This is a genomic window from uncultured Microbacterium sp., assembly GCF_937927635.1.
GTDB lineage: Bacteria > Actinomycetota > Actinomycetes > Actinomycetales > Microbacteriaceae > Microbacterium.
Genome location: NZ_CALBRW010000003.1, coordinates 15,612 through 29,808 on the forward strand (window position 1 = coordinate 15,612; position 14,197 = coordinate 29,808).

General features: G+C 70.1%; 10 protein-coding genes. 4 read left to right on the forward strand and 6 right to left on the reverse strand.

Annotation, left to right across the window (positions count from 1 at the left end; translation table 11 throughout):
• Positions 1–37: 37 nt before the first annotated feature.
• Positions 38–1,453 (forward strand): MFS transporter, encoded by a 1,416-nt coding sequence (locus tag Q0568_RS00395; RefSeq protein ID WP_298860450.1) that lies wholly within the window; start codon positions 38–40, stop codon positions 1,451–1,453.
• A 45-nt stretch (positions 1,454–1,498) separates the two neighbouring features.
• On the opposite strand, the gene Q0568_RS00400 is transcribed toward Q0568_RS00395, so the two are convergent.
• Genes Q0568_RS00400 through Q0568_RS00415 form a run of 4 tightly spaced genes read right to left on the reverse strand, consistent with a single transcriptional unit; the run spans position 1,499 to position 5,820 of the window.
• Positions 1,499–2,908: an aldehyde dehydrogenase family protein gene (locus Q0568_RS00400; RefSeq protein ID WP_298860858.1), complete on the reverse strand. Its 1,410-nt coding sequence runs from the start codon at positions 2,906–2,908 to the stop codon at positions 1,499–1,501.
• 13 nt (positions 2,909–2,921) lie between these two features.
• On the reverse strand, positions 2,922–3,872 hold the full coding sequence (locus Q0568_RS00405) for a helix-turn-helix domain-containing protein (protein ID WP_298860453.1): 951 nt from the start codon (positions 3,870–3,872) through the stop codon (positions 2,922–2,924).
• A gap of 5 nt (positions 3,873–3,877) precedes the next feature.
• Positions 3,878–5,212 carry an NAD(P)/FAD-dependent oxidoreductase gene (locus Q0568_RS00410; protein WP_298860456.1) on the reverse strand — a complete coding sequence of 445 codons (1,335 nt, stop codon included), beginning with the start codon at positions 5,210–5,212 and terminating at the stop codon, positions 3,878–3,880.
• 59 nt (positions 5,213–5,271) lie between these two features.
• Entirely contained in the window at positions 5,272–5,820 is a 549-nt protein-coding gene (locus Q0568_RS00415) for a TetR family transcriptional regulator (RefSeq protein ID WP_298860460.1), read from the reverse strand.
• 136 nt (positions 5,821–5,956) lie between these two features.
• Here Q0568_RS00415 and Q0568_RS00420 point away from each other — a divergent pair, with 136 nt between their 5' ends.
• Complete coding sequence (locus tag Q0568_RS00420) at positions 5,957–7,453, forward strand: APC family permease (protein WP_298860462.1); 1,497 nt, start codon at positions 5,957–5,959, stop codon at positions 7,451–7,453.
• 26 nt (positions 7,454–7,479) lie between these two features.
• Here the strand turns inward: Q0568_RS00420 and Q0568_RS00425 are convergent, their stop codons facing one another.
• Positions 7,480–8,169, reverse strand: a complete 690-nt coding sequence (locus Q0568_RS00425; RefSeq protein ID WP_298860465.1) for a helix-turn-helix domain-containing protein — start codon at positions 8,167–8,169, stop codon at positions 7,480–7,482.
• Positions 8,170–8,315: 146 nt separating this feature from the next.
• Between Q0568_RS00425 and Q0568_RS00430 the strand changes: the two genes are divergently transcribed.
• Complete coding sequence (locus Q0568_RS00430; RefSeq protein WP_298860468.1) at positions 8,316–10,169, forward strand: FAD-dependent monooxygenase; 1,854 nt, start codon at positions 8,316–8,318, stop codon at positions 10,167–10,169.
• A 239-nt stretch (positions 10,170–10,408) separates the two neighbouring features.
• Complete coding sequence (locus Q0568_RS00435) at positions 10,409–12,154, forward strand: Na+/H+ antiporter (RefSeq protein ID WP_298860470.1); 1,746 nt, start codon at positions 10,409–10,411, stop codon at positions 12,152–12,154.
• Positions 12,155–12,180: 26 nt separating this feature from the next.
• Here the strand turns inward: Q0568_RS00435 and Q0568_RS00440 are convergent, their stop codons facing one another.
• Positions 12,181–14,037, reverse strand: a complete 1,857-nt coding sequence (locus Q0568_RS00440; protein WP_298860473.1) for a thiamine pyrophosphate-binding protein — start codon at positions 14,035–14,037, stop codon at positions 12,181–12,183.
• Positions 14,038–14,197: the final 160 nt, after the last annotated feature.

The window sequence follows — 14,197 nt, forward strand, 5'->3', positions numbered from 1 at the left end:
CGCCCTGGACAACGACGTCAGCTCGAAGGAGAGACTCATGAGCGCCCAGCCAGACGGCGGGTTCACCCCGACCGGGACCATCGCATCGTCGGCGGATAGACGACGCGTCGTCTTCGCCACCGTGGTCGGCACCACCGTGGAGTGGTACGACTTCTTCATCTACGCGTTCGCCGCCGCGACCGTGTTCGCGACGCTGTTCTTCGAGCCGATGGGCGACCAGTTCGCGCAGATCGTGTCGTTCTTCAGCGTCGGCATCAGCTTCCTGTTCCGCCCGCTGGGTGCCTTCCTGGCCGGCCACTTCGGCGACAAGCTCGGGCGTCGCCCGATGCTCGTGCTGACGCTGCTGCTGATGGGCGGCGCCACCACCCTGGTCGGTGTGCTGCCCACGCACGCGCTGATCGGCGTGTGGGCTCCCGTCCTGCTGATCCTGCTGCGCGTGATCCAGGGCATCTCCGCCGGCGGCGAGTGGGGCGGCGCGGTGCTGATGGCCGTCGAGCACGCGCCCAAGCACAAGCGCGGCCTGTTCGGCGCCTCGCCGCAGATCGGCGTGCCGATCGGCCTGCTGCTGGCATCCATGGTGCTGGCCGTGACCGAGAGCATCTTCCCGGGACCTCAGCCCGGATCCTCCGTCGCCCTGGCGGACACCCCGTTCGGCCAGTTCGGCTGGCGCATCCCGTTCCTGCTCTCGATCGTGCTGATCGGCGTCGGCTACTGGGTGCGACTGCGGGTGTCGGAGAGCCCGGTGTTCACCGAGATCGCCGCCCGCAAGGATGAGACCCGGATGCCGATCGTGCAGCTGCTGCGCAACCACCTCCCGCTGGTGATCGTCGCAGCGCTCGTGTTCGCCGGCAACAACGCCGTCGGCTACATGACCACCGGCGGATACGTGCAGCACTACGCCACCGATCCCAAGGGTCCCATCGGCCTGGCCACCGGCCCGGTGTTCTGGGTCGTGGCGCTCTCGGGCGTGACCTGGCTGTTCTTCACCTGGTTCTCGGGCTGGCTCTCCGACAGGCTGGGGCGCCGCACCACCTACATCGTCGGATGGATCGCGCAGCTGGTCGGCGTCTTCCTGCTGTTCTTCCTGACCAACCTCGGAACCGTCGCCTCGCTGGCCGCGGCCCTGGTCATCCTCACCATCGGGCTGGGCTTCACGTACGGGCCGCAGGCCGCGCTGTACTCGGAGCTGTTCCCGGCATCCATCCGCTTCTCGGGCGTCTCGATCTCGTACGCGATCGGCGCCATCGTCGGCGGCGCGTTCTCTCCGCTGATCGCGCAGGCGATCTTCCAGAGCACGCGCTCGACCACGGGCATCACCTGGTACCTGGCGGGCATGACCGTGGTCGGCCTGATCGCCACGCTGCTGCTGCGCGATCGCACCGGCATCCCCCTGGGCCCGGAGAGCGAGGACGAGCAGGCGAAGTCCCCGATCTACGGGATGTCGCGAGCCTGAACGACGCATCCGCCCGGCTCGGTGCGAGCCGGGCGGATGACGGCGTCAGCCGTTGATGACCTGCGGGACCGACACGGACTTCAGCCCCTCGGCGCCGAACTCCAAGCCGTAGCCGGACTGTTTCACGCCACCGAACGGCACCATCGGGTGCACGCCGCCATGCGAGTTGATCCACACGGTGCCGGCCTGCAGGCGCGCCGCGATCTCGCGGGCCTTCGCGCGGTCGGCGGACCACACCGAGGCGCCCAGGCCGACATCCACTCCGTTGGCGAGAGCGACTGCCTCGTCGACGTCGTGGTAGCGGATGATGGGCAGCGCGGGGCCGAACTGCTCCTCTGTGACCAGGGGGTTGCCGGGATCGATGTCGGCGATGAGCGTGGTCGGGTAGAAGTTGCCCACGGCATCCCGATCCGGATCCCCTCCCATCACGACGCGGGCTCCGGAGGCCTTGGCCGCCTCGACGAGCCGGTCCACGACGTCGAACTGCATGCGGTTCTGCAGCGGCCCCAGTACGTTCTGCTCGTCGACGCCCGTGCCCATCGGCATGGCGGCGGCGACCTCGGCGAGCGCGGAGACGACGGCGTCGTAGACGTCCTCGTGCACGTACAGCCGCTTCAGGGCCGCGCAGGTCTGGCCGGTGTTGATGAACGCGCCCCAGAACAGGTCCTGCGCGATGGCAGCAGGATCCACATCGGGCAGCACGATGCCGGCGTCGTTGCCGCCGAGCTCCAGCGTGAGACGGGTGAGGTTGTCGGCCGAGCTCTCGACGATGCGCTTGCCGGTGGCGGTGGAGCCGGTGAACATGATCTTGCCGAACGCGGGGTTCGAGGTCATCGCGGCGCCCAGCGCGCCGTCGCCTGCGACCGTGTTCAGCACGCCCTCCGGCAGCACGGTGTTGATCACGGCCGCCAGAGCCAGGCCGGACAGTGTCGTGTACTCCGAGGGCTTGGCCACCACGGCGTTGCCCATCCGCAGCGAAGGGGCGATCTGCCAGATGGCGATCATCATCGGCCAGTTCCACGGCGTGATCGCGGCCACCAGCCCGATCGGGCGGCGGTGCAGCTCGGCATAGGTCTCACCGTCGTCGACGACGACCTCCACCGGCAGGGGAGTGGCGGCGGTCGCCCGCAGCCAGGCCGAGCACGCACCCACCTCGAACCGCGCGTTGGGGCCGTTCAGCGGCTTGCCCTGCTCGCGCGACAGCAGCAGCGCCAGCGGCTCGGCGGCGGCATCGATGGCATCGGCGACGCGGTTCAGGGTCGCCACGCGCTCCTCGTCGCTGAGAGCGGCCCAGCCCGGCTGCGCGGCCCTGGCGCGGGCGATCGCGGCGTCCAGGTCGGTGCGGTCCTGCACGGGAACGCGGGCGATGAGTTCGCCGGTCGCGGGATCGTGCACCTCGCGCGAGGGCTCGGCGGATGCCGACACGGCGGCCAGCAGGTCGTCGTAGGTGTGCAATGCGGTGGACATGTCAGTGCTCCTTGATGGTGGTGGAACGGGTCTGGCTGGGCGAGCATCCGAACTCCGCCCGGTACGCGCGCGAGAAGTGCGCGGCGTCGATGAAGCCCCAGGCCGAGGCGATGCGCATGATCGAGTGGTCCAGGTAGGCGGCATCCGCCAGCCGGATGCGGCACTGCTCGAGCCGCCGACGGCGCACCCGCTTCGCCACGGTGTCGCCGTTCTCGTGGAACAGCGCGTGCAGCGAGCGCTGCGAGATGAAGTGCGCGGCGGCGATGGCGGCGGGATCCAGGTCGGGAGCCGCCAGGTGCAGGTCGATGAAGTTGAGGACGTCGGCGAACAACCGCTCGCGAGGGTCAGCGCCTGCGCCGCGGAGTGCGAGCTGCTGCGAGAGCAGGGTGCTGATCATGTCGACCGTGCTGCGAGCCAGCCGAGGGCCGACTGGCCCGGTCAATGCGTCCGGATGCTCGGCGAGCCCCCGCAGGAACGGAAGGATCAGCGCGCCCGCTCCGTCCTGCTCGTCGCCGAGTGCGACGGCCGTCAGCTCGCTCACCGCCTCCAGCGGCAGATCGACGTCGGCGGCGGGGAGCATCACCACCAGGCTGCGGAACGGGCCGTCGAAGGCGAGGGAGTAGGGCTGCTCGGTGTCGTAGATCGCGAGCATCCCCGGCCTCAGCAGCACCTCGCGCCCGTCCTGCATGAGCAGTCCGTGGCCGGCCAGCTGCATGCCGACCTTGAAGCAGCTGCGCGGGCGGGCGGCGATCAGCGCCGGCGTGCGCTCCACGACGTGGTCGTCGGCGTCGACCACGGCCACGTGCACGCCGCCTGACGCGGCATGGCGGATGCTGCCGCGGAACGTGCCCGGATTGTCCGAGGTGACCTGGAGCGGCACGAACGAGTCGTTCACGGCCGCGCGGAACTGCGTGAATCCCAGCGCCGTGTCCGGGGCTGCCAGGGTCGGCATGGCGCTCATCCCCGTCGGAACTCGTCGATAAGGCCGCGGGCGGTGGTGATGCCGGTCTCGATGGCGCCGTCCACCACCACACCGTTCCACCCCTTCGCCCAGTCCGCACCGGCGAACCGCAGCCGGGTGCCGGTGTCGCGGAACAGGCTCCAGCCCTGGAGGAACTGCCCGGATCTCGGCGTGGCCCAGGTCTGGCCCGACCACTGATCCGCCACCCAGTCGTGGCCGGTGCTCTCCACGACCTCGAGGTCGGCACGCCAGCGGCGCACGATCTGCTGCACCTGCTCGCGGTCGGTCAGGTCGATGCCGTTGTGATCGGAGCCGAATCCCACCAGGATCGTGGTGCCGTCCTCGTCGAAGTACTCGCTGCGGATCAGCGCGATCGGGTTGCCGGTGGGGGCGTAGGCGATCAGGGAGTGGTGCCCGCGGATGCGGATCCAGATCTTGAAGCCGGTGCAGCCCCAGCCTTCCTCCACCACCTGCTGCGCCGGAGCCGGCAGAGCGGGGGAGAACGCGATGTTCCCCAGCGCGCCGAGCGGGGCGGTGACGATCACGGCATCCGCGTCGACGGTGCGGCCGTCGGCCAGCGTGAGGCGGGCGCCGTCGGCGTCGTGCGCGACGGCGGCGACGGGCGTGCTCAGATGGATGGGGGCCCGCAGGTCGGCGGCGATGGCCTGGTAGATGCCGCGCATGCCGTCGTCAAGCTTGAAGCGCAGGGTCTGATCGTCGAGCAGCGACAGGCGGTGGTCGCTCAGCGACGCCCAGTGCTTGGCCATCAGCGGGGATGCCGTGAGCGTGCTGCCGTTGTAACCGGCCGACCAGTACGCGTCGGCCAGGTCGATCTCCTCCTGCGTGAAGTCGCCGTCGCGCAGCGCATCCAGCACGCTGCCCTGGTCGGCCGCGCGGAAGCTCTGGATCAGGGACTCGTCACCGGACTCCAGCACGTGAAGCGGTTCGTGCGGGTAGGGGAAGAAGTCGCGGGAGCCCTCGAAGATGCGTTCCTGCGGGCGGGCCAGCTTGGCATCCAGCTCGGCTTCGGTGCCGTGGTGCACCTCGCCGCCGCTGAGCCAGTACGCGTCGTCGGCGACGGGGCTGGGGTGGATGCCCTGGCCGTAGCGGGTGATCTCGGTCCACACGAACGGCTGCATCCAATGCACCCAGGTGGCGCCCATCTCCAGCGGGCGGCCCAGCCGGTCGTCGGTCCAGGCGCGGCCGCCGATGCGGTCCCGGGCCTCGTAGATCTCGACGCGGATGCCGTTCGCCTCCAGCTCGCGGGCGGCCGTGAGCCCTGAGAATCCAGCGCCGACGATCGCGACGGTGTGTGGGGTGGTGCCTGCCATGGAAAACCGCCTTTGGTCTCGGTGTGTGGCACCGAGCGTAAGACTATCCAAATGGATAGTCAAGCGGGGTGGGATGCCTCCGTGATCAGCCGGCGGATGCGGGCCAGCACCCGGTCGATGTCCTCGCCGCCGCCGAGGGTGAGCTGCTTGAGCACCAGCCCGTCCAGTGCGAACCAGATCGCATCGATGAGCTCCTCGTCGTCGACGCCCAGTTCCGTCAGGCGCCGGCGGTTGGCCTCCCGGTACATCTGGTAGTAGCGCTCGACGTGCTCGTGCAGCTCGGGGCGGCGGCGGGACTCCAGCAGCAGCTCGTACTGGAACGCCTGCGCATCGGTGCTGCGGGCGGCCAGGGATTCGATGCCGGCGGCGAACTCCGCGGCGTCCGCGGGGCCGTCGTCCATGCTGGTCTCGCGCAGGCTCTCCGCGATCGCGAATTCGAGCGCCGCGGCGATCAGCTGGTCGCGCGAGCCGAAGTGGTGGCGCACGAGTCCGTGCGAGACCCCGGCGCGGGCGGCGACCTCCCGGTAGGTCAGCGCGCGAAGGCCGCTGTCGGCGACGACGGATATGGTCGCGCGCAGCAGTGCTTCGCGCCCGGGAGAGCTGGTCACACCAGTACCCTAGATGCCTCCGTGGGATGACTGCGCGCGCGGGCAACCAGAATGCGCGGGCGGACAACCCCCGGCGCACGCCGAGCAGCACGATGGACAGCATCCACCCGACGCACTCACGAACGCAGGAGTTCCCATGAGCGCCCATCTCTCGCAGACGTCTCCCACCTCGACACCGCGGAGCCGCCTCGGCGTGCCCTCCATCACGGTGATGATCATCGCGGCATCGGCGCCGCTGACGGTCGTCGCCGGCGGCGTGACCACCGCGTACTCCGTCACCGGCTCCGCGGCCGTGCCGATCGGCTACATACTGCTGGGTGCGGTGCTGGCGGTGTTCGCCATCGGTTACGCCGCCATGAGCAGGTTCATCACCAACGCCGGCGCGTTCTACTCTTACGCCGCACGCGGGCTGGGCAGACCGGTCGGCGTCGGGGCGTCGCTGGTCGCCCTGGTCTCGTACAACTGCATGCAGATCGGCATCTACGGGATGTTCGGATTCCAGGTGTCCATGCTGCTGGAGGAGAAGTTCGGGCTGAGCGTGCCCTGGTGGGTGCCGGTGCTGGCGTGCATCGCTGTGGTCGCCGTGATGGGCGTGAACCGCGTCGACCTGTCGGCGAAGGTGCTCGGCATCATCGTGAGCCTGGAGTTCCTGGCGGTGCTGGTGTTCGACATCGTCGCCTTCGCGCAGCCCGCCGAGGAGTTCACCGCGCAGCCCATCTCCCCGACCGAGCTGTTCACGCCCGGCATCGGCGCCGTGCTGGTGTTCGGCATCGCGGCCTTCATGGGCTTCGAGTCCGCCGCCATCTACGGTGAGGAGGCGAAGGACCCCAAGCGCACGGTCGCGCGGGCCACGTTCAGCGCGGTGCTGATCATCGGCGGGTTCTACGCGCTGTCCTCCTGGGCGCTGTCGCTGGCCATCGGGCCGTCGAAGATCACCTCGGGCGGGATCACCGCCGAGGAGGCCGGCCCGCCGCTGTTCTTCGGGTTCGTCGCCGAGCACATCGGCGTGCTCTTCGTCGACATCACCTCGGTGCTGTTCATCACCAGCCTGTTCGCCGCGCTGGTGTCCTTCCACAACGCGGTCGCCCGCTACCTGTTCTCGCTGGGGCGCGAGCGCGTGCTCCCCGAACGGCTCGCGGCGGTGCGGAACGGCGCGCCGTGGGCGGGCTCCGTGACCCAGACCGTCCTGGCCGCGGTGGTCATCGCGATCTTCGCCATCGCCAGCGCCGGATCCGACCTCGGTGCGCTGTTTCCCGTTGTCACGCTGTTCTCCTGGCTGACCAACACCGGGGCACTGGGGCTCGTACTGCTGATGGCCGTCGTGGCGTTCGCCGTCGTCGGCTACTTCCGGCGCGACCACCGTGATGTGGGCGTCGGCTCGCGCATGGTAGCCCCGATCGTCTCGGGCGTCGTCCTGTTGGTGGTGCTGGTGCTGATCCTGGCGAACTTCAACGTGCTGCTGGATCAGGCCGAGCCCACGCTGGCCACCTTCCTGCTCCCCGCACTGGTGATCGTGCCGGGGCTGGGCGGCGTCGCCTGGGGCGCTTGGCTGAAGAGGGCCCGGCCCGAGCTCTATGCCGGAATTGGCCGGGGCACGGGGGACACCACGGCCGTGCCGGTGGCCGCGAGGTGAGGCGAGCCTCGGTGGCTGAACGGGTCTCAGCCTCCGAGCGCCTCGCGGATCGCGCTCGCCGACGACTGCAGGCGGGTGGCGATCTCAGCATCCGGATGCTTGGATGCCACGTGCACGACGGCCAGGGCCGCGGGGCGGCGGCCGCGGAGCGCCAGCGGCACGGCGACCGAGCGCAGGTTGGGGATGACCTCGTCGTGACTGGTGGCGAAGCCGCGTTCGCGGGACACCTCGACCTCGGCACGCAGGTCGGCCGAGACCTCGGGCCACTCGGAATCCCGCAGCTGGGCGAGGATGGCCCGCCCTGGTGCGCCGGCGGTCACCGGATGCCGGGTGCCCGGCCGCTGCGCGACGTTCGCCACCGTGTGACGCGGCTCGACGCTGGTGAGCGTGATGACCTCCTCGCCGTCGAGCACGGCCAGGAAGGCCGTGAGCCCGAGCTCGTTCGCGACGGCGGTGAGCTCGGGCAGCGCCTCGGCCTGCAGGTCGTGCGCGACCCCGGCCGCCAGCGCCGCCATCCGGGGACCGAGGGACGCGAGTCCTGCCGCGTTGCGAGCCACCAGGCGGTGATCCTCCAGCGTGCGCAGCAGGCGGTAGGCGATCGAGCGGTGCACCTCGAGCCGCGCGGCGACCTCGTCGATCGACAGCGGGCCGTCGGCGAGGATCTCCAGGATCCTGATGCCGCGGCTCAGCGTCTGCGAGGCGGGGGCGGCGGACATGCGGGCTCCTTCTCATCGCGGTGCTCTTGTCACGGCATCCGCTCGTCGTATACGATCTGTTCAATAGTAGAACGTGCTGTTCAAATATAGAACGCGCGTGACGGCAGTGCAACACCTGACGACGATGTTCAGGGAAGGACCCGAAGATGCAGTTCCACCACCACGGCTATGTCTCCCACGACCCGCGCGTGCTCCCCGCCGCGGGGCTCGGCCTGAACCGCTCCGCCGATCTGCCCGACGAGGTCGACGTGCTCATCGTCGGCTCCGGGCCCGCCGGCATGCTGCTGGCCGCGCAGATGTCGCAGTTCCCCGATGTGAACACGCGCATCATCGAGAAGCGGGACGGTCGACTCGTGCTCGGGCAGGCCGACGGCATCCAGCCCCGCAGCGTCGAGACCTTCCAGGCGTTCGGGTTCGCGCCGCGCATCATCGCCGAGGCGTACAACATCGGCTGGATGAACTTCTGGGGTCCCGACCCCGAGAACCGCGACAACATCATCCGAACCTCCCGCACCGAGGACTACGGGCTGAAGATCAGCGAGTTCCCGCACCTGATCGTCAATCAGGCGCGCGTGCTGGACTACTTCGCCGAGGCCGCCGCGCACGGGCCAGGGCGCATCGAGCCCGACTACGGCGTGGAGTTCCTGGGGCTCACCGTGCACGACGACGGCGAGTACCCCGTCGAGGTGCGGGTCAACGACCACGGCGCCGAGCGCATCATCCGCGCCAAGTACGTCGCCGGCTGCGACGGCGCTCGCAGCGGCGTGCGCGAGGCCATCGGGCGCAAGCATGTCGGCAGCATCTCCGCGCACGCCTGGGGCGTGATGGACGTCCTCGTGAACACCGACTTCCCCGACTGGCGCACCAAGTGCGCGATCAACGCCGAAGCCGGCAATATCCTGCACATCCCGCGCGAGGGCGGCTACCTCAGTCGGATGTACATCGATCTGGGCGCCGTCGCCGAGGATGACAACCACCAGGTTCGCTCCACGTCGATCGAGCAGATCATCGCCAGGGCCAACGAGATCCTGCATCCCTACACGCTCGACGTGAAGCAGGTGGCCTGGCACAGCGTGTACGAGGTCGGCCACCGTGTCACCGACGGCTTCGACGACGCGCTGGAAGCCGACCGTCACCCGCGCGTGTTCCTCACCGGAGACGCCTGCCACACGCACAGCGCCAAGGCCGGGCAGGGCATGAACGTCTCCATGCAGGACGGATTCAACCTGGGCTGGAAGCTCGGACACGTGCTCACCGGTCGCGCTCCGGTCGAGCTGCTGTCGACCTACGCCGCCGAGCGCCGTCCGGTCGCCCAGCAGCTGATCGACTTCGACCGCGAGTGGTCCTCGCTGATGGCCCGCAAGCCCGAGGAGATCTCCGACCCGCAGGAGCTGGCGACCTACTATCTGGCGACCGCCGAGTTCCCCTCCGGGTTCATGACGCAGTACCCGCCGTCCATGATCGTCTCGGGCGCCTCGCAGCAGGAGCTGGCCACGGGGTTCCCGCTCGGCAAGCGCTTCAAGTCGGCCGAGGTCACCCGCGTCAGCGACGGCAACGCCGAGCACCTGGGGCACCACGCCAAGGCTGATGGGCGCTGGAGGGTGTACGCGTTCGCGGATCGGTCCGGCGACGCGCTGGCGCGCTGGGCTTCCGCGGTGGAGCCGCTTCTGGCGCACTACACCCCGGCGGAGGGGGATTCGGATGCCGTGTTCGACGTGCTCGCGATCTACCAGCAGCGTCACGACGAGCTGGAGTTCCACGATGCCCCCGCGCTGTTCCGTCCGCAGACCGGCCCGTTCGGCCTGACCGACTGGGAGAAGGTGTACTCGGCAGCACCCACCGTGTGGTGCAACGAGGACATCTTCGAGTCGCGGGGCCTGTCCCGCGACGGCGTCGTGATCGTCGTCAGGCCCGACCAGTACGTGGCGGCCGTCCTGCCGCTGGATGCCGTCGACGAGCTGTCCGCGTTCTTCCAGGGCGCCCTGCTCCCGGCATCCTGACGTCGGTCGTGACGTCGACTTCAGACAGGTGACGACTGCCGGGTGGGGCCTCTCCGCGGCCATCGGCAAGACCGGCGCATCCAACCGCGCGCAGGCCGTGCGCATCGCGCAGGACAAGGGCTGGGTCTGAGGTCTGGGAGATGCTCTTCCCTCCGGCCGAACACGGGAATACCGTCACTGTCATGGATGCTGTGCTCTGAGCACGTCGCGTCCTGCTGCGACGGCGGATGGGGTGGCGCATGGAAGGTCTGGAGATCACGGTCCTGCTGGGGCTGACGATCCTGGCGGGGACGATGCTGGCGCCGAGGATCCGCGTCGCGCTGCCGCTGGTGCTGGTCGTGTTCGGGCTGCTGCTGGGCTTCGTGCCCGCGCTGCGGAACGTGCAGCTGCCGCCGGAGACCGTGCTGCTGCTGTTCCTGCCGGTGATGCTGTTCTGGGAGAGTCTGACGACGTCGCTGCGGTCCATCCGTCGGGACTTCCGGTACATCCTGCCGATGAGCACGCTGCTCGTGGTCGCGTCGGCCTTTGCTGTCGCCGGCGTGGGCGTGCTGTTCGGCCTGCCGTGGGAGATCGCCCTGATCCTCGGCGCCGCAGTGGCCCCGCCCGACGCCACCGCCGTCGCCGCGCTCGGGCGCCTGCTGCCTCGGCGCAGCTTCATGAAGCTCAAGGCGGAGAGCCTGACGAACGACGGCACCGCGCTGGTGCTGTACGCCATCGCGGTCTCGCTCGCGGTCGGCGGTCAGGTCACGCCGCTCCTGGTCACCTGGACGGTCATCGTCTCGTATCTCGGCGGCATCCTGGTCGGCGCCGTGGTCGCTGCGGCGGCCTGGCTGCTGCTGCGCCGCACGCAGTCGACGATCACCATCAACGTGACGATGCTGCTGGTGCCGTTCGTCGCGTTCCTGCTGGCCGAGATGATCCACGCCTCCGGTGTGCTGGCCGTGGTCGTCGCGGGGCTGATCGCCGCGTATGTCAGCTCGCAGGTCACCACCGCCGCGTCGCGGCGTCAGTCCGATGCCGCCTGGCCGTTCGGGGTCTTCCTGCTCAACGGAGCGCTGTTCGTGCTGATCGGGCTGGAGGTGCAGTGGGTGGTGCACCAGACCTCGCTGCAGACCATCGGCTGGCTGATGCTGACGACCCTCGCCGTCTGGGCTGCGCTGCTGGTGGTGCGCTTCCTGTTCCAGCTGCTCGCGGTGCCGTTCCAGCAGCTGGCGGGCGCGCCGACGCACCCGTTGGGAATGCGCACCAGGATGCAGCTCGTCACCACTGTGGCGGGCATGCGGGGCGCCGTCTCGCTGGCGATCGCACTGTCGGTGCCTCTGGCCACGGGGGACGGCGCGCCGCTCGCCGGACGAGACGACATCGTCTTCGTCACGGCCGGGGTGATCCTGCTGAGTCTGCTCGTTCAGGGGCCGCTGCTGCCCGCCATCGTCCGCTGGGCGCGGTTCCCCGTCGATCAGGGTGAGGCGGAGGAGTTCGAGCTCGCCGAGCGCGCCATCTCCGGCGCGGCGATGTCGGCCCTGGATGCGCTGGCCGCCGAGCACGGGATCAGCGACGAGGTGCGCGACCGGCTGCGGCGCGACGGCTACGAGCGGCTGGAGCTCGCCAACGCCCGAGCGATGGCGAGGGAGCGCGCGCTGATCGACGCGGAGGTGGGCGCGATGGAGGACCTGCTCGACGCTCCCGATCCGCTGGCCGGTGGCGCCGCGGGACCGGCCGTTCCCGTCGACCTGGGGGATGAGACGGGGGGTGGCGGTGTGCTCCAGATGGTCGCGGTCTCGGCCGACATCGACCTGGAGCAGCGCTCGCCGCTGATCCGTTACGAGGAGATGTCGCGGCTCAAGCTGGCGGTGATCGAGCACAAGCGCGGAGTGCTGCACGGGCTTCGCCGCTCCGGCGCCGTCGACGATCTGATCGTGCACCGGATCTCGGCAGATCTCGACCTGGAGCAGGTGCGTCTGCAGGGGATCGAACAGCTGGATTGAGGTTCCGTCCCGAGCGGATGCCGGGCTCAGGAGTTCACGCGGATGATCTCCTGCTGGTACGGCGCGATGACTCTGCCGGAGATGCGCAGGTCGAGCAGGAGGAAGCGGCGGGATGCCGGATCCTCGGATGCCCAGGATGCCAGCCGCTCGAGGTCGTCGAGCGTGCGGACCACGACGCCCTCCGCGCCGACGGCCTCGCCGAAGGCGGCGAAGTCGACCTGGGGGATCATCATGGGGGACTCGGCCAGGCCCTTCAGCCCGTACAGGTTGACCTCGGCGCCGTAGGCCGCGTCGTTCCACACCACGGCGCAGCCGTGTCCGCCGGCGGCCCGCACCGCGGATTCCAGGTCGGAGATGGCCATCAGGCCGCCGCCGTCGCCGGAGGTCAGCACGACCGTGCTCTCCGGCCGGGCACGGGTGGCACCGACCACGCTCGGCCAGCCCTGGCCGATGGACTGGAACGCCGTGCCGACCATCATCATGCGATCCGGGGCGGCCACCGGCCAGTACATGTTGGCCCAGCCGATGAAGTGCCCGCCGTCGGACACCACCACGCGGTCCTCCGGCAGCAGCTCGGCGATGCGGCGTGCCGCGGAGCGCGGGTCCAGCCGGCCGTCGGGAGCGAGCGCGTCGCCTTCCGGGTAGGTGCGGGCGGCGGCGACGTCGACGGTCTCGCGCCAGGGAGTGTGCGCTTCGCGCGGAGATGTGCGCTTCGCGCGGACAGAATCCGCGAATTCGTCCGCGGCAGGCGCACTTTCCCGCGTCGAGTGTTCGGCAGCGGATGCCGGGGAGTCGGATGCCGGGGCGCCGGACGCCGGGGCGCCGGATGCCACAACTCCGGAGATCCAGGGGTCCGCGGTGCCGTCGTACGGCGTGTCGGTGGCTTTCGCTGCCGATTCTCCGGAGTTATGGACGAGCGCGACCAGCGCCTCGGCCGCCAACCGGGCATCCGCGCGCACGAACCCGCCGACGTGCGGATGCGTGGCGGCCGGGGCCACGTCGATCTGGAACACCCGGGTGCCGGGCGCGAACAGCTCGCCGAAGCGCATCGTGAACTGGTTCAGTGAGGCACCGAACACCACGGCCACGTCGGCCTCCCGCACCAGCGCCATGGCGCCGTCTGCGCCGAAGCCGCCCGCCACACCCAGGTCGTAGCGGGTGTCCGGGAACACGCCCCTGCCCAGGGCGCTGGACGCCGTGAGGGCACCGGTCGCCTCGGCCAGCTGCCCGAGGGCCACGCTCGCACCGGCCAGCCAGGCACCGCGCCCCGCCAGCAGGAACGGGCGCTCCGCCCCTGCGAGGGCAGCGGCGATCTCGTCCAGCATCCCCTCCGCGAACTCGCCCTTCGGCGCCAGGGGAGCGGGGACTCGGGGCTCGGGAGCAGCGGGCACCGGGCCGGCCTCGAGAGCGGCGACGTCGTAGGGGATGGCCAGTACGACCGGCACCCGGTACGTCAGGGCGTGCTCGATGGCGATGACGGTCGTGGCCGCGGCATCCGCTCTGCCTGTCGTGTAGGTGCGCGCGCCGACGGCGGATGCCAGCGCGATCTGGTCGACGTCCCACGGGCGCGGACCCGAGGTCGGCTCGTCGCCGACCACCAGCACCAGCGGCACGTGCGCCTGCACGGACTCGGCCAGCGAGGTGATGGTGTTCGTGAACCCGGCGCCGTAGGTCGTGGTGGCCGCGGCGATCCGGCCCGAGGCGCGGAAGTGCGCGTCGGCGGCGACCACGGCGCCCTGCTCGTGACGGACGGCCGTGAACACGGCATCCGTCTGCGTCTCGATGGCGTCGAGGAAGTAGGCGTTGCCGTTGCCCATCACGCCGAAGACGTGGTCGATGTGCTGGGCGAGGGTGAGGGCGACGTGGGCGGAGACGGTGGGCATGCGAAAGCCTTTCGAGAGGAACGGACGGGATCCGTATATGTCTCGCTGCTCGCGCGTCATCGCGGTGGCCTGTCGGTCGCAGAGTGCTTCGTGCCCCTTTTTCGGGCACCGGCCGTAGCCGGACGTGTCGATTGTACCCGCGCTGATGCAGGACAATGGA

Excerpts from the sequence above, each read along its gene's own strand:
- Q0568_RS00425 (WP_298860465.1), bottom strand. The coding sequence starts at position 8,169 with ATGTCCGCCGCCCCCGCCTCGCAGACGCTGAGCCGCGGCATCAGGATC.
- Q0568_RS00430 (WP_298860468.1), top strand. The coding sequence starts at position 8,316 with ATGCAGTTCCACCACCACGGCTATGTCTCCCACGACCCGCGCGTGCTC.
- Q0568_RS00395 (WP_298860450.1), top strand. The coding sequence starts at position 38 with ATGAGCGCCCAGCCAGACGGCGGGTTCACCCCGACCGGGACCATCGCA.
- Q0568_RS00440 (WP_298860473.1), bottom strand. The coding sequence starts at position 14,037 with ATGCCCACCGTCTCCGCCCACGTCGCCCTCACCCTCGCCCAGCACATC.
- Q0568_RS00435 (WP_298860470.1), top strand. The coding sequence starts at position 10,409 with ATGGAAGGTCTGGAGATCACGGTCCTGCTGGGGCTGACGATCCTGGCG.
- Q0568_RS00405 (WP_298860453.1), bottom strand. The coding sequence starts at position 3,872 with ATGCCGACCCTGGCAGCCCCGGACACGGCGCTGGGATTCACGCAGTTC.
- Q0568_RS00410 (WP_298860456.1), bottom strand. The coding sequence starts at position 5,212 with ATGGCAGGCACCACCCCACACACCGTCGCGATCGTCGGCGCTGGATTC.
- Q0568_RS00420 (WP_298860462.1), top strand. The coding sequence starts at position 5,957 with ATGAGCGCCCATCTCTCGCAGACGTCTCCCACCTCGACACCGCGGAGC.